Origin of the sequence: Chryseobacterium sp. KCF3-3 (assembly GCF_045865955.1) — a bacterium.
Taxonomy (GTDB): domain Bacteria; phylum Bacteroidota; class Bacteroidia; order Flavobacteriales; family Weeksellaceae; genus Chryseobacterium.
In genome coordinates this window covers 4,645,662-4,667,910 of record NZ_AP035792.1, presented here as the reverse complement: position 1 = coordinate 4,667,910, position 22,249 = coordinate 4,645,662, and the positions used below count along the sequence as shown (strand labels likewise).

The window sequence follows — 22,249 nt, the reverse complement described above, 5'->3', positions numbered from 1 at the left end:
ATTAGCCATATAATTAATTTAAGGTATGTAAGTAACGGTATGAAAAATCACCAAATGTTTCTTCTGCAAGTCTTTTCTGTACATAAATTCCGAAAAGTTCATCCAGAGTGGCCAGAATTTCTTCTTCACCAATATTTTCTTTAAATTTTGTATTCAGTCGCATTCCTAAGCGGTCTCCTCCGATGTGGAGATTATATTTCCCATAAGCTGTACCTACAAATCCGATTTCAGCATTGGGAGACCTTCCGCAGCCATTAGGACAGCCGGTCATACGGATGGTAATATCTTCTTCCAGCAGACCATATTTTTCAAGGATAGGTTCTATTTTCGTGACCAGAGAAGGCAGATAACGCTGTGCCTCCGCTAATGCCAGTGAACAGGTATTCAGGGCAACACACGCAACAGAGTTTTTACGTAAGGCACTTGCTCCATCGGTATATTTTGAAATTCCGTGTTCTTTTAAAATGTGTTCAATTTCAGGCTTATCTTTTTCATCAATATCGGCCAGAATAAGGTTCTGATTACAGGTAAAACGGAAATTAGCTTTACCAGTCTGTGCTATTTTTAATAACCCTGATTTTAAAGGATATTCCGCTGTGTTAAGAATTCTCCCATGCTCTACAAATACGGTATAAAACCATTTTCCTTCATGATTCTGAATCCAGCCGTAACGGTCTTTTCTTTGTTCAAATTTGAATTCTCTTGCCGGTTCAAAGCTGAATCCTGTTCTCTTTTCTACTTCAGTCCTGTACTGATCGATACCCAATTTATCAATCGTATATTTTAATCTTGATAATTTTCGGTCGCTTCTGTTTCCGAAATCCCTTTGTACTGTGATGATTTCGTAGACTGCTTTCAATACTTTTTCTTCGGTATCTACAAATCCAAGGATGGATGCAAGACGTGCATAGGTAGCTTCATTTCCGTGGGTCGCTCCTAATCCTCCTCCTGCAGCAATATTGTAGCCTACAATTTTATCATTTTCGATAATCGCAATTAAGGCGATATCATTGATGAATACATCCACATCATTATTAGGCGGAACAGCAATTCCTATTTTAAGTTTTCTCGGAAGATATCTGTCCTGATATAAAGGATCTTCCTCTGCTTTACGGTCTACCAGAAGTTCATCATCAATCCAGATATCATAATAAGATTGGGTTTTTGGAAGACACATTTCACTGATTTTTCCTGCCAGTTCATAAGCTTCCTTGTGCAAAGGTGATTCAGAAGGATTAGCAGTACAGGTTACATTTCTGTTGACATCTCCACAAGCCGCAATCGAATCCAGATGCTGCAGATTGAAGCTCTGAATGGTAGGTCTTAAATGAGATTTTAAGATCCCATGCAGTTGAATGGTTTGTCTTGTGGTTACTTTTATCGTTCCTGTAGAATGATCTTCAGCAGTTTCATTCAATCCTACCCATTGTTGAGGAGTTAAAAAACCTCCTGGAAGTCTTAAGCGGATCATATAAGAATACAGCCATTCCAGTTTTTTGGAGACACGTTCTTCTCTTCTGTCTCTGTCGTCCTGTTGGTACATTCCGTGGAATTTGATGACAGTCTGATCATCTTCTCTGATGGCTCCGGTGAAGTTGTCTGCAAGGCTTTCCTTTAAAGTTCCTCTGAGTCCGTTACTGCCGGTTTTAATTTTTTCTACCGGTGAAAGGTTCTCTTTATTGTTGTTCATAATTGTTTCCTTTAATTTTTTACGGATACTTCTTTTTTAATACACATCTTTCGCATATCTGCCGCTCAGTTCCATTTCTTCGAGGTAAACAACAGCGTCTTCTTTGCTGCGTTTTCCTTCATTCTGGATGATGCTGAGAAGCGTTTGTTCTACATCGTAGGCCATGGGTTCTTTCGCTCCGCATACATACACAGAAGCACCACCTTCCAGCCAGTAAAATACTTCCTGAGCATTTTGTTCTAATCTGTGCTGAACATATACTTTTTCATCTGTATCTCTTGAAAAGGCAAGGTCTAAATGCGTCAGGCTGCCTGTTTTAAGAAAATCCTGAAGTTCTGCCTGATAAAGGAAGTCTGATACAAAATTTCTGTCTCCGAAAAATAGCCAGTTTCTCCCTTCTGCTCCTGTAGCATCACGCTCCCAAAGGAATGATCTGAAAGGTGCAATACCCGTTCCCGGACCAATCATGATGATATCTTTATCGGCTTCCGGCAGTTTGAAATGTCCTGCATCCTGAATATAAAATTCAACGTCTTCACCTTCTTTGAATTCGCTCAGAAAACCACTGCATAATCCGTTATGTTTCTGGTGGTCAATAAAGAACTCCGATTTGGCAACGGTAATATGAATTTCCGTATCACCATGAGCTTCCACAGAGGAAGAGATGGAATACAAACGAGGTGACTGAGCGGTTAATATCTGAATGATTTCTTCAAACTCATCTGCATTTTTTACCGGATAAATTCTAAGCAGATCAAGAAGGCTTAATCTGACTTCAGGAATGGAGTGTCCCGTTATTTTTGCATATTGAGCAACCACAGATTTAAGCAGATAACTGATATTAAGATGCTTGGACAAAAGTTCTTCTACAGAATCCGTAATTTTTGTTGTTTCAACTTGTTTCTGAGGATCAATTCCCGTGAGAGTAATGATTTCGTATACTACTTCTTTCGAATTGAACGGAATCACTCCCAAAGCAGCACCTGGTTGATAGGCAAGGCTTTCTTCGGTTTCAATTTCGATATGATAAGTTTCTTTTTCAGACGTAATATCATTCAGATTGATGATGGCGGAAACTTTTCCCTGAAATTTCTTTCTTCCACTAGAAGCTTTTGGAGCTGAAACATTTTTTGTACTCTGACCAGCATTTTTATTAACGGTTTCAAATACATGTTCTATCCAGTGGGAAGCTTCCTGTTCGTAATCAATATCACATTTTTTTAATGGAATAATACGCTGAGCACCTAATATTTCAAAACGTGAATCTACATCTTCACCGGTTTGGCAGAACAGAGGATAACTGCTGTCTCCCAACGCCAGAACTCCATATTTTAGTCCGCTGAGATTGATTTCATTTTCATAAATATAATCGTAGAACTTTTTGGCCAAAGCTGGAGGCTCACCTTCTCCCTGAGTGCTGATGACTACAAAAAAGAATTCTTCTTTCGCCAAATCTTTAGGCTTGTATTGGGAAATGTCTGCCAGTTTTACCTGAAGTCCTTTTTTCTTAACAATAGTTGCCAGAGCAGTAGCCAGTTTTTTACTGTTTCCGGTTTCTGTGCCATAAGCCAGTGTTATTTTCTTTACAGCATTCTGTATAATACTATTCGTTTCCTGTGGTGGCAGAACAGCTGTCAGTGATGATCCTCCGGCGATACCTGCAAGATATCCGCTTGCCCAGATGGCTTCGTCTCTGGAGAGGTCTCCCGAGATTTGTTTTAATACGTTTAATTTAGTTTCAGACAGCATATTCAAAGAAATTTTGAGTGGTAGGGATGAGACTTCCGTTTTCCACTGATTTAAAATAAAGACCTTCCTGCTCGGCATTTTCAAGCCATGAAAACTCTTCGTGGAGATTCACAATTTTACCCACTACCACCAATGAAGGTGAAGCAAAGTTTTTGTCCCCGAATTTTTCATTAAAATCATCAAATGATGATGTGTACACTTTTTGGAAAGGAGTCGTAGCCTGTTCAATGACTGCAATTTTTTTATCACCAGAAATCTGAAGTGCTTTCAGTTTTTCCACAAGAGGAGTAAGATTTCCTTTAGACATGTAGAAAACAAGAGTATCATTGGTTGAAGCAAGCTCTTTCCAGTATTCTTCGCTCACGATTTCCGATTTATAGTATGTCAGAAAACGGACGGATGTAGAATATCCTCTGGCAGTTAAAGGCATTCCCGCAAATGCTGCAGCTCCTAAAGCGGCTGTAATTCCCGGAATGATTTCGTAAGAAATATGATGTTGTTTTAAAGCCTGCAGCTCATCCAGAATATTAGAGAAAATAGAAACATCTCCTCCTTTCAATCTTACAATAGTTTTATTCTGAAGGGCATATTCCACCATCAAAGTATTGATATGAGACTGAGGAGTAGATGCATTTTTACTGCATTCTTTGCCTACATAGATGATTTCTGTGTTTTCATTGACGTAGGTTTCCAGAATTTCCGGACTTACAAGGCGGTCACATAAAATGACGTCTGCTTCTGCGATAGCTTTTACTGCTTTTACAGTGATCAGTTCAGGGTTGCCGGGCCCTGCACCGATAAGGAAGACCTTTGGTGATTTTATATTTGTTTTCATTGAAGTAGGTGTTAATTAAGGATTTAGAAGAGTCCTTCTACAGAGAGATACCTTTCTCCGGTATCGTAGTTGATGGTAAGAATTTTAGCGTTAGGTTGTATTTCCGGTAAATGTTTGGCGATGGCTGCTAAAGCGGCTCCTGTGGAAACTCCTACAAAAAGGCCTTCTTTTTTAGCGGCATTAAGGGCATATTCATAAGCTTCTTCCTTGCCTACGGTGATTACTCCGTCTAAAAGGGTAATATCCAGAATGGAAGGTACAAAGCCTGCTCCTAATCCCTGTAACGGGTGTGGTGCCGGGCTTCCTCCGCTTAGTACGGGAGATAATTCCGGCTCTACGGCAATTACTTTTACGTTAGGATATTTTTCTTTTACTGTTTTTGCGATTCCGGTGATGTGTCCTCCGGTTCCTACTCCTGTAATGATATAATCAAGTCCATCCGGGAAGTCTTTTAAGATTTCCTGAGCGGTGGTTTCTACGTGTACTTTTACATTGGCAGGATTGTCAAACTGTCTTGGAATCCATGAATTTGGAGTTTCTTCAGCCAGTTCATTAGCTTTTTCAATAGCCCCTTTCATACCTTTTTCTCTTGGAGTAAGCACGAATTCTGCTCCGTAAGCTTCCATGATTTTACGGCGTTCTATACTCATGCTTTCCGGCATGACAAGAATAAGTTTATATCCTTTTACAGCAGCTACCAAAGCAAGTCCTATTCCTGTATTTCCACTGGTAGGTTCTATAATGATGCTGTCTTTATTTAATAATCCTTTGGCTTCTGCATCTTCAATCATTGCTAATCCAATTCTGTCTTTAATGCTTCCGCCAGGGTTGCTTTTTTCAAGTTTGATCCAGATTTCGTGATCTGAACTGAAGAGTTTATTAATTTTCACGACGGGTGTATTTCCAATCGTTTCTAATGCATTCTGAAACTTCATATCAATTACTTTTTATTTTTGTTTTTTTAAATTACAAAGGTTAATAATTCCGGTAATGAACTGTTATCCTTTATTTTTATTTCACTTTTGTGGTAGACCAGAGAATTGGCGGGAACATCCTGTGTTACCCAGACATTTCCTCCGATAATACTTTCTCTGCCGATGGTGGTTTTACCTCCCAGAATGGTTGCCCCCGAATAGATAATCACATCATCTTCAATATTGGGATGCCTTTTCTGATGGGCTTTCTCTTTGGAAACGTTCAATGCTCCGAGGGTTACTCCCTGATAGATTTTGACATTGTTTCCGATAATGGTAGTTTCTCCGATCACAATTCCTGTTCCGTGGTCAATGAAAAAAGACTTTCCAATGGCCGCTCCCGGATGGATATCAATTCCTGTTTTACTGTGGGCATATTCTGAAATGACACGAGGTAAAATTTTCACTTCCTGAATCCAGAGCTGGTGCGAAATACGGTAGACATACGTGGCAAAAAAGCCGGGATATGCCAGGTATACTTCTTCCAGGGAATCGGCGGCAGGATCAAATTCCAAAATGGATTTTGCATCCAACACCAACTGATTATATAATTCCGGTAATGCTTCAAAAAACTGACTGACCTGTTTTTCAGTAAGGGTTTTATCACCTGTTACTGTATTGATAAGTTCTGAAAGTGTTTCCTGCAGTGCTTCAAAATTCCTTTTCAGCTGATCTTCAGTATTGTCATTCTGAGGAAGGAAGAGTGTTTCATACAAATCCTTCACCCATCTTTTGGTCTTTATTTTATCAAAGAATCCATGAATACTGTTCTGTTTGGTCTGATGAATTCTTTTTATTAATTGATCGGAAATTGCCATTTTTTCTATTGAATTATACAGGCTGCTACCGTTGAGTTGGACGTTTCATCTACCAAAATGGCAGAGCCCGTTGTTTTATTATTGGTAAAGCTGTCATAGACCAAAGGCTGTGCCGTTCGTAGGGTAACTTTCACAATTTCATTGAGTTTAATGTCACCATCTGCCTGCTCCCGGATAAGAGTATTGACATTGATTTTGTAATCAATCTCTTTTACCACGGCTTTAATAAGTCTGCTGTTCTGCTGCAGAAGGTATTTATTCCCCGGCTGCAAAGGTTTCTGATCGAGCCAGCATAAAAGGATTTCAAGATCTTTTTCAACGGTAGGAACATGTTCTTCCGTAGCAAAAATATCTCCTCTGCTGATATCTACATCGTGAGCCAAATGAATAACGGCTGGCTGCCCTTCAAAAGCTTCTTCTTTTTCAATGCCATTGATCTCAATTTTCGTGATTTCAGTGGTTAAATCTGCAGGAAGAATGTTGATTTTGTCACCTTTTGTGAACTTTCCGCTTAATATTTGTCCGGCATATCCTCTGTAATCGTGTAATTCTTCTGTTTGAGGCCGAATCACATACTGAACCTGGAAACGGCTTCCATTATTTTTTTCTTCATTGATCGTTACTTCCTCAAGGTATTCCAGAAGAGCATTTCCTTCGTACCAGTCTGTTCTCGAAGATGTTGAAACAATATTATCTCCTTTCAATGCTGAGATAGGGAAATAACTGACATCATTTAAACCCAGATTTTCTGCAATTTTTGCATATTCTGATTTTATATTTTCAAAAACTTCTTCGGAATAATCTACCATATCCATTTTGTTGATGGCTACAGCTACTTTTTTCAACTGTAATAAAGAAGCGATGATGGAATGTCTTCTGGTCTGTTCAATCACGCCTTTTCGGGCATCAATCAGAATAACCATCAGATCAGAGTTGGAAGCTCCGGTGATCATATTACGGGTATACTGCACATGGCCCGGAGCATCGGCAATGATAAATTTTCTTTTTGCGGTTGAAAAATAGCGGTAGGCAACATCAATGGTGATTCCCTGCTCTCTTTCTGCACGCAGACCGTCCGTTAAAAGGGCAAGGTCTACTCCGTCTTCATTTTTGTTTTTAGAGTGTTTTTCAAGGACTTCCAACTGGTCCTGTAAAATACTTTTGCTATCGTAAAGCAGTCTGCCGATAAGGGTACTTTTACCGTCATCTACACTTCCTGCTGTTATAAATCTTAATATATCCATCCGATTTTTGTTATAAATAATGAGTAATGGGCAATGAGTAATATTTTGTTGTTTAAGAAGTAAAAGTTGTTTTCCTATTACTTATTACTCATCGCTGATTGCTTATCTAAAAATAGCCTCCTTTTTTTCGGTCTTCCATTGCGGCTTCTGTTACCCTGTCGTCTATTCTGGTCTCACCACGTTCTGAGATTCTGGTGGCTACTATTTCTTCTATGACAGCATCTATTGTTACAGCATTAGACTCTACAGCTGCTGTGCATGTCATATCTCCTACGGTTCGGTAACGGATTTTCTTAGTAGTGATAATATCTTCCGGTTCTAACACAACATGTGAAGAATTGGCCAGCCATTGACCGTTGAAATCGATCACTTCTCTTTCATGCGAAAAATAGATGGAAGGGAGTGCAATTTTTTCTCTTCGGATATAATTCCAGATGTCAAGCTCTGTCCAGTTGCTGATAGGGAAAACTCTTACATTTTCACCTTTGTGGATTTTTCCGTTGAATATATTCCAAAGCTCCGGACGTTGCAGTTTAGGATCCCACTGTCCGAATTCATCACGAACGGAGAAGATTCTTTCTTTGGCTCTTGCTTTTTCTTCATCTCTTCTTGCTCCTCCGATGCAGGCATCAAATTCAAATTCTTCAATGGTATCAAGAAGTGTATAGGTTTGCAGCCAGTTTCTGCTTGGGAACTTCCCTTTAGCCTCAGTCAGTTTTTTACTTTTTATCGTGTCTTCCACTTTTCTGACTACCAGATTCACGTCTAACTGTTTTACCAGCTGATCACGAAAATCCAACACTTCCTGAAAGTTGTGCCCGGTATCTACATGAACAAACGTAAACGGTATTTTCCCATGGAAGAATGCTTTTTTAGCCAGATGAGCCAGCACAATACTGTCTTTTCCTCCACTGAATAATAAAGCCGGACGTTCAAACTGACCTGCTACTTCTCTTAATATATAAATAGATTCGGCTTCTAACTGATCTAAATAGTTTAACTGATGTATTGACATTTTTTTCTTTTTTTATTGATGAATATGCAGACCACATTCTTTTTTGTTGGCATCTTCCCACCACCAACGGCCTGCTCTGAAATCTTCCCCTTCTTTGATTGCTCTGGTACAGGGTTCGCATCCTATGCTTACAAATCCTTTTTTATGAAGGTGATTGTAAGGTAAATGATGATCTTTTACATACGTTGTCACCTGTTCTGTCGTCCAGTGAAGGATGGGATGAAATTTTATGATTTTGTTATCCGGATCCCATTCCAGCTGAGGCATATTCTGTCTGTTGGCAGAATGTTCGGATCTCAAACCGGTGACCCACACTTTATACCCTTCCAGTGCTTTTTTTAAAGGATGAACTTTTCGGATGGTACAGCATGCTTTCCTCTTTTCTACAGATTGATAGAATGAATCAGGACCATTTTCTGTAACAAATTCTCTGAGCTCTTCCATATCCGGATAATAGGCTTTGATCTTCTTTTTAAAGAAAGCCTTTGTGGAAGTCCATGTTTCGTAGGTCTGCTCGAAAAGTCTTCCCGTATCCAGGGTGAATATTTCAATATTTAAATCTTTTATCAGATGAGTGATGACCTGATCTTCGTAACTGAAACTGGTTGAAAAGATCACTTTACCCGGAAATCTTTCAGTCAGTATTTGCAGCCCATCCGTTTGAAAAGAAGCTCCACTAGCCTCTTTTATAAGATTTTCGTATTCATTTTTCAGACTGTTATTCATTTTGAATTGAGATTTAAGTCTTGCAAATATATACAAAATTCTATAACTCCTATCAAAATAGTAGAATTTAAATAAAAAATTTTTTATCCCTTGGTAATAAACTTAGTAAGAGTGGCTTCCATCATACTTGTTCTGGTCTTTTCACGAACGATCATTAATTCTTTTCTCAGATAGCAGACTGCTTCGTCTACACAGTCGTCACATGCTTCGTAAAAGTTTAAAGAAACACATGGGGTAAGCGCAATGGGGCCATCGAAAATACGGTAAATATCTGCTAATGAGACATCATCAGGTGATTTCAGGAGATAATATCCACCTACTTTACCCTGCTTGCTGTTGACCAATTTGGCTCTTTTAAGTTCGAGAAGAATTTGTTCCAGAAATTTCTTGGGAATGTTTTCGTCCTGTGCAATAACGGAAGTTGGCAGAAAGCCCTGGTTATAATTCCTTGCTAATCTGACCATTGCTTTAAGCGCATATTTGCAACGTTTCGACATCATAATTCCTGCAAGTTATGATAAATTATCTGATAAATGAAATGTTTTATGGCGAAGAAGTTGGAAGTGGGTGTATGTAAAACCACCCCCTCAAAAATTCCTTGAATTTTCGCCACCCCTCCACAGGAGGGGAATTCCCTGTCCTTCGTTTGTAATATGAGACACAAGTTTATTCCTTCTCTAAAATAAAATAAGCCAGTTCTCTGTCTTCTCGTGCAAGATTTTCAATTCTGTTGAAGCCGCTTTTCAGAAGCACTTTTTGAGACCCGATATTATCAAGATCGGTTACTGCAACGATGTCCTTTTTAGGATGTAATGAATAGCAATAGTCAACAAGAGCTTTACATACTTCTGTTCCGAGCCCTTTTCCCCAGTAATTTTCTCCTAAGGTATAGCCTATTTCTACCTGTTCCGGATTGTCCAGAAAGACTCTGGCAAGGCACATTCCCACAAAATCATCAGTTTGGGTGTTGAATATCCCCCATCTGCTGAATGGTCCTGCTTCATAATCTGCCAGTGCTTTGTCAAACATTTCTTTATACTCTTCAGGAGTTTTGTAAGGCAGATACCGGGTAACATTCTCATTTTCAAAAAGAGTAGAGAATAAAGTAAATTCTTCGGGCGTAAATTCACGAATAATGATCATGTCATTTTTATATTTCATAGAAATAAATAGAATGTAAATGTTTAATAAACGAATAAAATTAAGTAAATAAATCTGAAATGATTACTGAATACCCATTTAATATAAAAAATGGGCTTAAAATTAAACCCATCATTGCTGAAAATAGGAAGGTGAAATAAAAGAAGATGAGCTCAATGAGCCCATCTTAATCCTTTACCACCTCAAAAATACAGGCAGTTAAAATCAAACCTTTTACTAATAATCATATTGTAGCAATATGCCGTTTGATCCTATTTTTTAATGAATTTCTGAGAGGATTTCCCTAAAGAAGTTTCAATATCAATTAAATAAGTTCCGTTCTGGCAGTTTTTAAGATCAACTTTATGGCCAGTAACCGGGGCATTAATCTTTCTTCCGGACAAATCATAAACAGTAACTGATTTAATTTCTCCTTTTGTTTTAATATTCAAAACATCAGAAGCCGGATTGGGATAAACAGAAGTTTCCGGGCCTGTTGCCGCCTGAATATCTTTATTGGACAGTATATTACAAGGTGTTGTGATGCTGCCAAATGGTTGTGTATTGTATGCATACTCAGTTACAGAATAATTTGAACCATTTGCCCCCACAATCACTTTTAAATAACCATTAATGCTGTAGCCATCGAATTGATTTCTAAAACCAACATAAGCTGTTTTTCCGGACCAGGTAGTATAGGTAGGAGTATACACATCCAGTTGTCCGGGAGTCCAGGTTGGATACCCTATATTATTTGCATTAGTGATGGTGGTACAGGCTGGAATTAAGCTGATATTTCTTGTTCCTGTTTCGCATACTAATCCTTTCCAGTAGGTTTCCAACTTTAACTGATTGGCAGCATAGTACCAGGCCCCATATCCTGCATCATCGCTAAGTTCCGGGTTAATGATAAAATATTTCCAAGTTGCTCCGGAGTTGGTGGTTACGGTTGTTGCTGTTGGGTTGGCATAGCTTTCTAATGGAGTTCCGGTCACTATTTTATACGGATCTTTATAAGAGAAAGTTAGTGCTAAAGCTGTTGTTGACCCTAGTGAAGCTGCTCCTCCTGTTATAGCTGGATTCAGGAACGTAATTGATGAATTCAGGACCTGGCTTTTTGGGTGACTGGTTGCCGCACCATTTATGGTAAGTGCAGCAGTTGTAGGGCTTGTAACTACTATACTTGCAGCTAGTCCTGCTGGTAATGAAGAGGTGAAATGTGTTCCCGAAACAAGAGTTGTTCCATTTGGTACGGCAAATGTTGCTGAATTTAACGTAACTGTTGATGTAGGAGCAGAGGCTACTGTCCCATCTAATGACACTGCTCCATTATTGTTTAAGTTTTCTGTAAATGTACTGTTGCTAAGTGTTAACCTGGGTGGAGTATTGGCAACTCCGGTTGCTGCTAAGTTGGCAGGCTGCCATAAATTTGTTCTTGAAGGATGATTCAATGCGGCTAGCATTCTGTTGACCTGCCCAGCGGTAAACATTTTATAACAACCGGAAGAACCGTTGTATCCCATATAGTTTTCAACGTTCACTTTCTGTCCAAGACAATTAGTGCCAGTTGCACATCCTAATCCGGAAGACATATTTTCTACAGGAGTGTCTGCAACTCCATCACCATCATTACCAGGGTTTGCAGTTGAACAAAGAACATTGAAAGTATGCTGAAGATTGAGCCAGTGCCCAAATTCGTGAGTGAATGTATCAGAAAACTCGTTTGAAGCCACTGTTCCAGCAGCATTGAATATATAACGTCCATTATAAACAACTCTGGCTGTATTTACTGAAGTCATGTATGAATCCGGATACCAGGCAACTCCTGATTGATAAAAATCCTTATTAGCATAAAGATCATTTTGGATATACACATTCATATACTTTGAATTATCCCAGGCATCTGCACCAATTTGTGCATCATATCCGCCACCATTGCCATATCCGCCTTTGAAAGGATGAAATACCACTCCGCTGGTTGCTTTTCCGGTGGGATCAATTTTAGCTAAACGGAATTCAATGCTTAATGAACTTCTAATGGATTGGAAGTCAGGGTCAACCGTGTTTGAGTCAGTATTGATTCCATTGAAATTTAAGTTGATCTGTTCCAGTAAGTCAACTACTTTTTGATAATTTACTTTTACATCACTTTGAGATTCTCCGTATACATGGAAAACCACAGGGATGATGTAGGTTGGATTTTTGATACTGTTACTCAATGATCTTTTGCCTGAACCCATTTTTTTTACGAAATCTTGAGTATATTTTTCAAAATTTTCATATTCAGCCTTAGATTCAGGATGCAGCTCAAAATGTTTTTTCATCATTTCATCTGCTTTACACTCATGAGGTCTTCTTTCTTGTGCAAAACCTATTATTGGAAATAGGGAAACAAGTGCTAGTAATTTAAATTTTTTCATAAAATTTTGGATTTGGTTGTTAATAAATTATTTAATTAATCAAATTGTTTTGTGCTTAACTTGGTGTGGTGTGTGGTGTTTTTTAACTAAATCTTTCAGGGTTGAATATCTTGATCTCAACCGTTGGCTTTTCGTCATTGGCAAGTTCTGAAACTGTTTTTCCAAAAATGGGTCCTAAACTTAGTCCCATCATTCCGCCGCCGCCTGCAATAATGAGATTCTTTAATCGGGAAGATCTGCCTAAATACGGAAGTCCGTCCGGAGCGCAGGGTCTGTATCCAAACCAAATTTCAGATTCTTTGGGTGTTTCAACCTGAAAGTCGGGTAAATATTTGGGGATGGATTGAATGATTCCTTCCACCCTTTTCATATTAATTTTATCCTGATGGGAAGCCAGTTCCATCGTTCCGCCAAAACGGATCTGCCCGTTCATAGGAGTGACTGCTACTCTAGCCTCAAGCAATAAGGCAGCATGTTCTAATGTATTGAGAGGATTTTCCGGTTGGTGCATCAAGGAATATCCTTTCCCGGGCATTAATTGAATTTTAATACCTGCTTTTTGGGCAAGCTCAGGTAAGAATGAACCTCCCGTCATGATAAATTGGTCTGCCGTAAATTCTTTACCATTGGCAATGACTGTTTTAATAGTATTTCCAGAAGTTTCAAACTGTGTTACTTGATGATGAGTATGAAAAATGACACCCTTATTTTTAAGATAAGAGATCATTTGTTTCATCAGTTTCATTGGATTCATGTGGCCGTCACATTTATAATTGACCCCACCGATTACATCCAGTTGAACATTGGGCTCGAGTTCCTGAATTTCTTTTTTATCCAGAATATCAACTGACAATCCCATATTGATGGCTTTGTAAGCCAGTTCTGTCTCCTCCTCTGCAACTTTCTCTGTTTTATAGAGCATTAGGATGCCATTCTGATTAAGCTCAAAATCAAATCCGTCTTTTTGGGCAATTTCATTATAAAGCCTGCTGCTTGCAAGATTAAGATCCCGGATTGCAGATGCAGAGTAATCAACATGTTTCTGGTTGGAATGTTTCAAAAACTTCAATCCCCAGGAAACCAGCCTGGAATTGAGGGAAGGCCTTACATAAAACGGACTTTTACTATCAAACATCCATCGTATTCCCTGGGCAACAACTCCTGGTGCTGCCAATGGGGTAAAATGGCTGGGTACAATCATTCCTGCATTTCCATAAGAACAATTGTTGGTAAGATCATTCTGTTCAAGAATTTCCACCTGCCAGCCTTTCTGTAAAAGATAATACGCTGAGCTTAATCCTGCTATTCCTGCACCGATGATCAGTGCTTTTCCTTTATTCTGTGTCATCTTGTTTGTTTACATCACCTGAAATCCCTGCCAATAAGGATCTTCGTCATCAATAATAATATGATTATAGCCGGTAATTCTGGCCCAGCCTTCTACTGAAGGGATAATGGCTGGCCTTCCATCAACAGTAGTGGTTCCTTCAATTCTCCCGATAAACTGAGAACCGATATAGCTTTCATGAATGAATTCTTCCCCTTCTTTTAATTTTCCTTTAGCATACCATTGAGCCATTCTTGCAGAAGTTCCTGTGCCGCATGGAGAACGATCCAGAGCATTTTCTCCTACTAACACTGCATTTCTTCCACTGGCTTTAGGATCTGTAGGATTGCCTGTCCACTGAATATGACTTAATCCGCTAATATGTTCAATTTCAGGATGGAAGAATTCATATTTTTCATTGAGTAATTTTCGGATAATCTTCCCATAATGGATGAGCTGGCTGGCCGTAAAATCAGAAATATCTCTGAAATTTTCCTGAGGATCGATAATGGCATAAAAGTTTCCGCCATAAGCTACGTCAGCCCTTATTAATCCAAGATCCGGACATTCAACTTCCAGATTTTCAGCATACAGAAAAGATTTTACATTTGTCAGCTTTACAGACTTTACTTTTTTTCCTTCCTGTACGTAATCAATAAGAATGAGTCCTGCAGGTGTTTCAAGACGTAATTTTCCAGGAATTTTAGGAACAACAAGTCCTTCTTCAATAGCTATGGTAACCGTTCCGATTGTTCCGTGTCCGCACATGGGAAGACATCCGCTGGTTTCAATATATAAAACTCCGATATCATTATTTTCATCTACAGGAGGATACAGCATACTTCCGCTCATCATATCATGACCACGGGGTTCAAACATCAGTCCTTTTCTTATCCAGTCGTATTCTTTCATGAAGTGAAGCCTACGCTCCATCATGGAATTTCCTTTTAAAATAGGAGCTCCTCCTGCAACAAGACGTACAGGACATCCACAGGTATGAGAATCTATACAAAAAAATGTTCTGTTCATGTTGTCTGTAGTTTTAATGATCCTGAACTGACTGCTCCATCTACTATTCTGCTGATTTGTAATGGATTGTCGTTCTTTAGCTCTTCAGGTAAAAATTCATCCGGCCAGTTCTGGAAAGAAATAGGACGGACAAAGCGTTTAACAGCATCCGGTCCCACAGAAGTAAAACGGGAGTCTGTAGTGGAAGGAAACGGCCCTCCATGCTGCATGGCATACACAACTTCTACTCCTGTAGGCATTCCGTTGAATAATAATCTTCCGCATTTATCTCTCAGAAGATTGATCAGCATCGTATTATCCCTTACCTCTTCATGGGTAGCGGCAATGGTGATGGTTAACTGCCCTTTTAGCTGCTGGGCGATTTTCGTTATCTCTTCTTCTGTTTCACACGCTACAAGAATACCAAACGGGCCAAAGACTTCTTCACTCAGTACAGGATTATTCAGGAAGGTCTGAGCATTGGTTTTTATCACCGAAGCACTTCCCTGATAATCATCTGCTTCTGATGAAGCAATTATTTCAACATCTGTCTGTTGTGTTGCTATATTTCTGTTTTTTTCAAAACTTTCAAATATCCCTTTGTGAAGCATTTTAGCCGGAGCCACGTTTTGAATTTCTTCTTTTAATGTCTTGATAAAACGGTCAAGCGGTTTCCCTTTCAAAGCAATAAACACTCCCGGATTGGTACAAAATTGTCCAACTCCTAAGGTTAAAGAAGCAATATATTCTTTAGCTAATGTTTCAGCTTTGTTTTCAAGCAAGTTTTGAAAGGCAAATACAGGATTGATACTTCCCATTTCTGCAAATACAGGAATAGGATTTTCACGGCTGTTGGCAATATCAAACAGAGCTTTTCCGCCCTGGAAAGAACCGGTAAACGCAACTGCTCTGATGTCTTTATGCTGAGTTAAATAAGCTCCGATTTCATAGGATGTTCCGGTAATATGGCTAAAAACTCCTTCAGGCCACCCAAATGCTTTAACAACAGCGATGATAGCATCAGCCATGATTTGTGAAGTCTTAGGATGTGCCGGATGTGCTTTTATAATGACAGAACAACCTGCACCAATAGCACTGGCAGTATCTCCTCCCGCAGTAGAAAATGCAAAAGGAAAATTACTGGCTCCGAAAATGACAACCGGTCCAATGCCTACATTGTATTTTCTGAGATCTCCTTTTTGTTTTTCAGGCTGGGCAAGATCTATTCTGGGTTCTGTATAGGTTCCGGCAGCAACAGCTTTGGCATAGCTTCTCCATTGTCCTACAGTTCTGGCTTTTTCACCAATAAGTCTGGCCAATGGCAATGACGTTTCCTGATGAGTAACTTCCAGAAGCTCTACTCCCAATACTTCAATCTGATCAGCGACAGCATTCATAAATTCTGCCCGTTCAGTAACTGTTGTGTTTTTTAAGAATTGGAAGGCTTCTGAAGCCTTCCGAATTCTTTCATCAATATATTGTCTTGACGCTTCTTCCATCATATTTGTTGTTCTGGAATTAATAATACAGGACGATTAGCTCTGCCTTCTTCAATGATTTTTTGAACTTGTTCAGCTTCCTTTCCATGAAGTTCAAGACGTGGAGCTCTGACATACGGATTGCTTATCCCTTCTGCTGTTGCAGCCAGTTTGATATACTGAATAAGTTTAGGGTGAATATCCAGTTCCAGCAATGGCATAAACCATCTGTAGATCTCTACAGCTTTATCATATTCATTGGCCTTCACATGGTTGTACATCGCCATGGTTTCATTAGGAAACGCATCTACAAGACCTGCCACAAGACCGTCTGCTCCAAGCATAAGGGTTTCCAGACAGATAGTATCTACTCCACCAAGAATTTTGATCCTTTTTCCGAAACGGTTGATCATTCTGGTTACATTCGCGAGATCTCTTGTTGATTCTTTTACAGCCTGAATGGTCGGATATTCAATAAGCTCCTCAAACATTTCAAGGGAAACATATATTCCATAATCTACGGGATTGTTATAAATAAGAATAGGAAGATCTGTAGCGGAAGCTACTGCTTTGAAATACTCAACAACTTCATGGTTGTCTGCTTTGTAACGCATCGGTGGAAGCAACATGAGACCGTCTGCCCCTAATTCTTTTGCTTTTTGGGCAAAGTTGACTGCATTTCGGGTAGTATTTTCAGAAAGATTGAGAATGACAGGAATTCTTCCCTGTGTTATTTTTTTTGCATATTTCAGCAGTTCAAATTTTTCCTCTGTTTCTAAAGCACTGGCCTCTCCTAATGTTCCTGCAAGGATAATCCCGTGAACTCCTGCTTTAATCTGGGCTTCTGTATTGATAGCAAACATTTCAAAGTCTATCTCACCTTCTTTTGTAAAAGGAGTTAATACAGCGGGATAAATACCTTCCCAGTTTAGTTTTGTACTCATATCAAATAATATTTATCCAAAACTAGCAGAATTTCAAAACGGTAAATGTTAATATTTTAATAGGTTCTAACCGTATTTTAACATGTTGTTTTTTTATTGCTCTATGGTAGCCTCTTTGTAGTGCTTCAGGTATTCTTTAGGAGAATATTTCATAATGGATTTGAACACCCTGTTAAAATTGGTAAGGCTATTGAACCCACTGTTAAAGGCAACAGAAGAAATACTGTACATATTACTGGCAGTTAATAGTCTGCAGGCCCTTTGTACACGAAGTTCATTGAGGTATTCAATATACGTAATGCGGGTACGTTTTTTAAAAGACCGGCAGAAAGCCTGAGGTGTCATACAGGCTTCTTTGGCAATAAGATCTAGAGTCAGTTTACTTTGTGCGAAATTTTTCTTGATAAAATTCTGGGCATCTATAATTCTTTGATCCGTATCAGAAATAGGATTAGGTAAATTCTTTTCTGAAGATAATGGAATATGCAGATGTCTGTTTTGCATAAGATGATTTAAAATCCTGATAAAATCGATAATCTGATCTACTCCCTTTGTTTTTTGCAGCGCAGCAATATCTTCTGCGATACTTTTTTTAAGCTTGGCTGCTACCTGGAAACCTACTTCCGAATGACCGATGAAATTTTTAAGTTCCTCAAATTCAGGTAAGTCGAAAAATGCAGCGATCTTTTTGTGAGGATCGAAAAAAATAGAGATGGCATGAACCTTCTGCTTTTCGTTTTTCTCAAAATTACCCCTGAAAACATGGGATTGATTAGCTCCGAGATAGAAAATGTCGCCGGCTTCAAAATTAAAGAGATTCTGTTCTATGGCCAGTGTGCCATGTCCTTTAAGAATCCACATGATTTGCGTTTCTGTATGGCGATGGAAATAAGGATAGAAATTAGGCATTATATCTTCCTGAATACGAATACTTTTGTTGGTGTCGGCAGGAACAGAAAACTGGAGACTCTTCATCATAATATGAATGCTTTACTGGGTTATTAGATTAGCAAGGTTAAAATATTGCTGAAGTTAAGCAAAATATGAACATTAAATATCATATTAAAATCCAAATTTTACATATTCTTATTTTTAATGAATAAAGTACTATAAATAGTACAAAATCGTAACTTTAAACTTTTAAAATAAAAAGTATTCATAATATATGTTTTCAGCACAAACTTATCAGGACAGAAGGTCAGTATTACAAAGAAGTGTGTCTAACGGAATCTTATTATTTCTGGGAAATATAGAGAATCCTGTAAACTTTGAACACAATCCTTATTATTTCCGCCAGGATAGTACTTATTTATACTATTTTGGAATTCAGGAACCCCGAATTGCAGCCATTATCGATATCGATGAAAATAAGACCATTGTTTTCGGAGATGAATTAAGTATTGATGATATTGTGTGGATGGGCAGGCAGGAAACTTTGAAAGAAAAAAGTCTGAAATCCGGCGTACAGGAAACTTTACCTTATGCAGAGCTTTCTCAATATATTTTAAAAGCAAAAGCTTCAGGAAGAAAAGTACATTACCTTCCTCCCTATCAGTCTTCCAATAAAATTGTACTCGGAGATCTTCTTGGGATTAAAATTGCTGAATTGCAACCATCTGTGGAAATGATTAAAGCTATTGTAAAACAGCGTTCCATCAAAGAATCTCAGGAAATTGTACAGATCGAACAGGCTGTGAATGTATCCAATGAAATGCATTTGCTGGCCATGCGTGCAACGAAGCCGGGAATGAAAGAATATGAAATTGCCAACGCGATCCAGTATCTTGCAGCCAACAAAGAGTGTCAGATGTCTTATCCTCCTATTGTGACTATCAACGGAGGAATTCTGCATAACCATTACCGTCTCAATACCATGAAAGAAGGCGATCTTTTCCTGAATGATTCCGGAGCAGAAACTGCGATGGGATATGCGGGTGATCTTACCAGAACCTTTCCTGTAGGGAAGACTTTTACAACAAAACAAAAGGAAATGTACGAAATCGTTCTGAATGCTTTTAATCAAGCTCAAAACCTTTTGAAACCTGGAATACGATTTAAAGATATTCACCTCAAAGCAGCACAACATCTGGTAGAAGGGCTTATTGATCTTGGATTGATGAAAGGAAACCCTGAAGATGCCGTAAAGAATCATGCTCATACCCTATTCTTTCAGTGTGGACTTGGGCATATGATGGGACTTGATGTACATGATATGGAAGACCTTGGAGAACAGTATATTGGCTATACTGAAGACGAACCAAAAGACACCAAAACTTTCGGATTGAAATCTTTACGTTTAGGAAAAGCTTTGGAATCCGGTTTTGTCGTAACGGTTGAACCCGGTATTTATATGATTCCGGAACTGATTGACATATGGCAGGCTGAAAATAAAAACGCAGACTTTATTAATTATGATAAAGTAAATGAATACCGAAATTTCGGAGGAATCCGTGTGGAAGATGATTTCCTGATCACAGATAACGGATACAGACTTTTAGGGAACGGATTGATCAAAACCGTTGAAGAAATTGAAAATTACAGAGCTGAACATTTAGCTTAATTCAAATACGATCTATGAAGAATATAAAAAAACTAACAGCTATTGCATTGTATTTCCTGTGCCTGTCACCATTGGCGGCACAGAAGACACAATGGACTCCGGATGGCAACGCTTATTATTCATTTACTAAAAAAGGGGTTGAAATTGTTGATATACTACATCCCGGGAAAGATCAGCTCCTTTTAAACAGCAGCGAACTGGTTCCTGCAGGAAGTTCTGAAGCCTTACAGGTACAGAGTTTTCAGGTATCTCCTGATGATAAAAGTTTATTACTTTTTGCCAATACAAAGAAAGTATGGAGAGATAATACCCGCGGAGATTACTGGATTTACGACAAAAATACTAAAAAGCTTACCCAACTGGGAAAAGGATTACCCGCTTCCTCACTGATGTTTGCAAAGTATTCCCCGGATGGCAAAAAAGTAGCTTATGTGTCTAAGCATAATATTTATGTTGAAGATCTTTCCAGTAGTCAGCAGACTAAAATCACTACCGATGGTACAGACGGAATGATCAACGGAACTTTTGACTGGGTATATGAAGAGGAGTTCGGAACTCAGGATGGTTTCAGATGGTCTCCGGACGGTAGCAAAATCGCTTACTGGAAGCTGGATGCACGTGGTACGAAAAATTTTCTGATGATTAATAATACGGATAGTCTGTATTCTTTTACTGTTCCCGTAGAATATCCAAAGGTGGGAGAAAATCCTTCCGGATGCAGTATCTGGTTTTATGATCTGGCTTCCAAATCTTCAAAGAAAGCTGATATTGCAGGAGATGAAATGCAAAACTATATCCCAAGAATGGAATGGGTGCTGGATTCTAAATCCGTTATTCTACAGCAACTGAACAGAAAACAGAATCAAAGTAAAATTATCGTAGCAGATGCCAATTCCGGAAGCAGTAAGACGATTCATACAGAAACTGATACGGCATGGATTGATATAAAATCCCGATGGAATGACAACGATCCAAAGGGTTGGGACTGGATTGATAATGGAAAAGAATTTTTATGGCTTTCTGAAAAAGACGGATGGAGACATATTTATAAAATAGATATGAACGGTAAGGAAACATTAATTACAAAAGATGCTTACGATGTTATAAAACCGGAATTCTTTGATGTTAAGAACAATCAGATTTACTTTTTAGCTTCCCCGAATAATGCCACTCAGAAATACCTGTATAAAGTAAGTATGAAAGGAGGAAAAGCCCAAAAAGTAACTCCTGAATCCTATACGGGTTCTAATACTTATACGATATCACCTAATGGAAAAATTGCCATGTTTACCAATAACAGTGTCAATGCATTTTCTGCAGATGCAGTGATATCACTTCCGGAACATAAAGAATTGGTTGCTGCCAACAGGTCTGCAAAAGCAGATCCTGCAAAATCTAAAGCTGAATTTTTCCAGATTACTACACAGGACGGTATTACATTAGATGGCTGGGTAGTAAAGCCTAAAAATTTTGATCCTAATAAAAAATATCCGATTGTCTTTACAGTTTATGGAGAACCTGCTATGCAAACAGTAACAGATGATTTTTATACCGGCTGGAACTGGTTATATGCCGGAAATATGGCTGAAGATGGTTATTTATATGTTTCTCTTGAAAATCGTGGAACGCCTTCTCCGAGAGGACGTGAATGGAGAAAATCAGTCTATCGTAAAATAGGTCAGATGAATATCCGTGATCAGGCAATGGGAGCAAAAGCTTTATTTGCAAAATGGCCTTATATCGATACTTCAAGAGTTGCCGTATGGGGCTGGAGCGGTGGAGGTTCTTCTACCCTGAACCTTTTAGGACAGTATCCTGATATTTATCAAACAGGAATTGCCATTGCACCGGTTGCCAATCAGTTATTCTATGACAATATCTATCAGGAACGTTATATGGGGCTTCCACAGGAAAACAGAGAAGATTTTGTGAAGGGTTCACCATTAGCTTATGCTAAAAACTTAAAAGGAAACCTTCTGTTGGTTCATGGAACAGGTGATGATAATGTACATTATCAGAATACAGAAGTATACATCAATGAACTCGTAAAATACAACAAACAGTTTCAGCTGATGTCTTATCCTAACCGTACTCATGCTATTAATGAAGGAGAAGGAACATCGCTGCATCTGACAACTATGTTTACGAAGTACTTAAAAGAACACTGCCCTCCGGGAGCAAGATAAATAATGAAAGTCTCACAGTGATGTGGGACTTTTTTATTTCTTAATAATTAAAAATTAGTTTCTGCGGTAAACAAAAATTCCCCGGATTGCTCCAGGGAAAAAATAAGTGTCAAAACCTATAATTTTTTTATAGTG

The 22,249-nt window shown here is 38.7% G+C and carries 18 protein-coding genes; 2 read left to right on the top strand and 16 right to left on the bottom strand.

Going from position 1 to position 22,249, the window contains the following annotated elements; all coding sequences use genetic code 11:
* Positions 1 to 13 precede the first annotated feature (13 nt).
* The 16 genes from ACKTTZ_RS20780 to ACKTTZ_RS20705 form a co-directional block, all read right to left on the bottom strand.
* Entirely contained in the window at positions 14 to 1,690 is a 1,677-nt protein-coding gene (locus tag ACKTTZ_RS20780; RefSeq protein WP_407846507.1) for an NADPH-dependent assimilatory sulfite reductase hemoprotein subunit, read from the bottom strand.
* Positions 1,691 to 1,726: 36 nt separating this feature from the next.
* On the bottom strand, positions 1,727 to 3,439 hold the full coding sequence (locus tag ACKTTZ_RS20775) for a sulfite reductase flavoprotein subunit alpha (protein WP_407846506.1): 1,713 nt from the start codon (positions 3,437 to 3,439) through the stop codon (positions 1,727 to 1,729).
* Positions 3,429 to 4,274, bottom strand: coding sequence for a uroporphyrinogen-III C-methyltransferase (gene cobA / locus ACKTTZ_RS20770; protein WP_407846505.1), 846 nt, complete (start codon positions 4,272 to 4,274; stop codon positions 3,429 to 3,431). Before cobA ends, ACKTTZ_RS20775 begins: the two co-directional genes overlap by 11 nt.
* A gap of 23 nt (positions 4,275 to 4,297) precedes the next feature.
* Positions 4,298 to 5,209 carry a cysteine synthase A gene (cysK, locus tag ACKTTZ_RS20765; RefSeq protein WP_407846504.1) on the bottom strand — a complete coding sequence of 304 codons (912 nt, stop codon included), beginning with the start codon at positions 5,207 to 5,209 and terminating at the stop codon, positions 4,298 to 4,300.
* Between the two features lie 26 nt (positions 5,210 to 5,235).
* Entirely contained in the window at positions 5,236 to 6,066 is an 831-nt protein-coding gene (gene epsC / locus ACKTTZ_RS20760) for a serine O-acetyltransferase EpsC (protein ID WP_407846503.1), read from the bottom strand.
* Between the two features lie 5 nt (positions 6,067 to 6,071).
* Complete coding sequence (locus ACKTTZ_RS20755) at positions 6,072 to 7,310, bottom strand: sulfate adenylyltransferase subunit 1 (protein ID WP_407846502.1); 1,239 nt, start codon at positions 7,308 to 7,310, stop codon at positions 6,072 to 6,074.
* A gap of 106 nt (positions 7,311 to 7,416) precedes the next feature.
* Positions 7,417 to 8,325, bottom strand: coding sequence for a sulfate adenylyltransferase subunit CysD (gene cysD, locus ACKTTZ_RS20750; protein WP_407846501.1), 909 nt, complete (start codon positions 8,323 to 8,325; stop codon positions 7,417 to 7,419).
* A gap of 12 nt (positions 8,326 to 8,337) precedes the next feature.
* Positions 8,338 to 9,051: a phosphoadenylyl-sulfate reductase gene (locus ACKTTZ_RS20745; RefSeq protein ID WP_034697999.1), complete on the bottom strand. Its 714-nt coding sequence runs from the start codon at positions 9,049 to 9,051 to the stop codon at positions 8,338 to 8,340.
* Between the two features lie 83 nt (positions 9,052 to 9,134).
* Complete coding sequence (locus ACKTTZ_RS20740; protein ID WP_079241731.1) at positions 9,135 to 9,551, bottom strand: Rrf2 family transcriptional regulator; 417 nt, start codon at positions 9,549 to 9,551, stop codon at positions 9,135 to 9,137.
* Between the two features lie 166 nt (positions 9,552 to 9,717).
* Positions 9,718 to 10,212, bottom strand: a complete 495-nt coding sequence (locus tag ACKTTZ_RS20735) for a GNAT family N-acetyltransferase (RefSeq protein ID WP_034698005.1) — start codon at positions 10,210 to 10,212, stop codon at positions 9,718 to 9,720.
* Between the two features lie 251 nt (positions 10,213 to 10,463).
* Positions 10,464 to 12,611 carry a M43 family zinc metalloprotease gene (locus tag ACKTTZ_RS20730; RefSeq protein ID WP_407846500.1) on the bottom strand — a complete coding sequence of 716 codons (2,148 nt, stop codon included), beginning with the start codon at positions 12,609 to 12,611 and terminating at the stop codon, positions 10,464 to 10,466.
* Between the two features lie 82 nt (positions 12,612 to 12,693).
* Positions 12,694 to 13,959: an FAD-dependent oxidoreductase gene (locus tag ACKTTZ_RS20725; protein ID WP_034698008.1), complete on the bottom strand. Its 1,266-nt coding sequence runs from the start codon at positions 13,957 to 13,959 to the stop codon at positions 12,694 to 12,696.
* 9 nt (positions 13,960 to 13,968) lie between these two features.
* A complete protein-coding gene (locus ACKTTZ_RS20720; RefSeq protein ID WP_407846499.1) occupies positions 13,969 to 14,967 on the bottom strand; it encodes a 4-hydroxyproline epimerase in 999 nt (332 codons plus the stop codon).
* A complete protein-coding gene (locus ACKTTZ_RS20715) occupies positions 14,964 to 16,448 on the bottom strand; it encodes an aldehyde dehydrogenase (NADP(+)) (protein WP_407846498.1) in 1,485 nt (494 codons plus the stop codon). The genes ACKTTZ_RS20720 and ACKTTZ_RS20715 overlap by 4 nt, the downstream gene beginning before the upstream one ends.
* Positions 16,445 to 17,368, bottom strand: coding sequence for a dihydrodipicolinate synthase family protein (locus ACKTTZ_RS20710; protein WP_034698018.1), 924 nt, complete (start codon positions 17,366 to 17,368; stop codon positions 16,445 to 16,447). The genes ACKTTZ_RS20715 and ACKTTZ_RS20710 overlap by 4 nt, the downstream gene beginning before the upstream one ends.
* Positions 17,369 to 17,461: 93 nt before the next feature.
* A complete protein-coding gene (locus ACKTTZ_RS20705; RefSeq protein WP_407846497.1) occupies positions 17,462 to 18,346 on the bottom strand; it encodes an AraC family transcriptional regulator in 885 nt (294 codons plus the stop codon).
* A gap of 187 nt (positions 18,347 to 18,533) precedes the next feature.
* On the opposite strand from ACKTTZ_RS20705, the gene ACKTTZ_RS20700 reads away from it, so the two are divergent.
* Positions 18,534 to 19,928, top strand: a complete 1,395-nt coding sequence (locus ACKTTZ_RS20700) for an aminopeptidase P family protein (protein WP_407846496.1) — start codon at positions 18,534 to 18,536, stop codon at positions 19,926 to 19,928.
* A 14-nt stretch (positions 19,929 to 19,942) separates the two neighbouring features.
* Positions 19,943 to 22,114, top strand: a complete 2,172-nt coding sequence (locus ACKTTZ_RS20695) for a S9 family peptidase (protein WP_407846495.1) — start codon at positions 19,943 to 19,945, stop codon at positions 22,112 to 22,114.
* Positions 22,115 to 22,249: the final 135 nt, after the last annotated feature.

Bases quoted from the DNA above. Each gene is read 5' to 3' on its own strand.
- ACKTTZ_RS20720 (WP_407846499.1), bottom strand. From the start codon at position 14,967: ATGAACAGAACATTTTTTTGTATAGATTCTCATACCTGTGGATGTCCT.
- ACKTTZ_RS20780 (WP_407846507.1), bottom strand. From the start codon at position 1,690: ATGAACAACAATAAAGAGAACCTTTCACCGGTAGAAAAAATTAAAACC.
- ACKTTZ_RS20695 (WP_407846495.1), top strand. From the start codon at position 19,943: ATGAAGAATATAAAAAAACTAACAGCTATTGCATTGTATTTCCTGTGC.
- ACKTTZ_RS20775 (WP_407846506.1), bottom strand. From the start codon at position 3,439: ATGCTGTCTGAAACTAAATTAAACGTATTAAAACAAATCTCGGGAGAC.
- ACKTTZ_RS20715 (WP_407846498.1), bottom strand. From the start codon at position 16,448: ATGATGGAAGAAGCGTCAAGACAATATATTGATGAAAGAATTCGGAAG.
- ACKTTZ_RS20730 (WP_407846500.1), bottom strand. From the start codon at position 12,611: ATGAAAAAATTTAAATTACTAGCACTTGTTTCCCTATTTCCAATAATA.
- ACKTTZ_RS20735 (WP_034698005.1), bottom strand. From the start codon at position 10,212: ATGAAATATAAAAATGACATGATCATTATTCGTGAATTTACGCCCGAA.
- ACKTTZ_RS20755 (WP_407846502.1), bottom strand. From the start codon at position 7,310: ATGGATATATTAAGATTTATAACAGCAGGAAGTGTAGATGACGGTAAA.
- ACKTTZ_RS20740 (WP_079241731.1), bottom strand. From the start codon at position 9,551: ATGATGTCGAAACGTTGCAAATATGCGCTTAAAGCAATGGTCAGATTA.
- cysK (WP_407846504.1), bottom strand. From the start codon at position 5,209: ATGAAGTTTCAGAATGCATTAGAAACGATTGGAAATACACCCGTCGTG.
- ACKTTZ_RS20705 (WP_407846497.1), bottom strand. From the start codon at position 18,346: ATGATGAAGAGTCTCCAGTTTTCTGTTCCTGCCGACACCAACAAAAGT.
- ACKTTZ_RS20700 (WP_407846496.1), top strand. From the start codon at position 18,534: ATGTTTTCAGCACAAACTTATCAGGACAGAAGGTCAGTATTACAAAGA.
- ACKTTZ_RS20745 (WP_034697999.1), bottom strand. From the start codon at position 9,051: ATGAATAACAGTCTGAAAAATGAATACGAAAATCTTATAAAAGAGGCT.
- ACKTTZ_RS20725 (WP_034698008.1), bottom strand. From the start codon at position 13,959: ATGACACAGAATAAAGGAAAAGCACTGATCATCGGTGCAGGAATAGCA.
- ACKTTZ_RS20710 (WP_034698018.1), bottom strand. From the start codon at position 17,368: ATGAGTACAAAACTAAACTGGGAAGGTATTTATCCCGCTGTATTAACT.
- cysD (WP_407846501.1), bottom strand. From the start codon at position 8,325: ATGTCAATACATCAGTTAAACTATTTAGATCAGTTAGAAGCCGAATCT.
- epsC (WP_407846503.1), bottom strand. From the start codon at position 6,066: ATGGCAATTTCCGATCAATTAATAAAAAGAATTCATCAGACCAAACAG.
- cobA (WP_407846505.1), bottom strand. From the start codon at position 4,274: ATGAAAACAAATATAAAATCACCAAAGGTCTTCCTTATCGGTGCAGGG.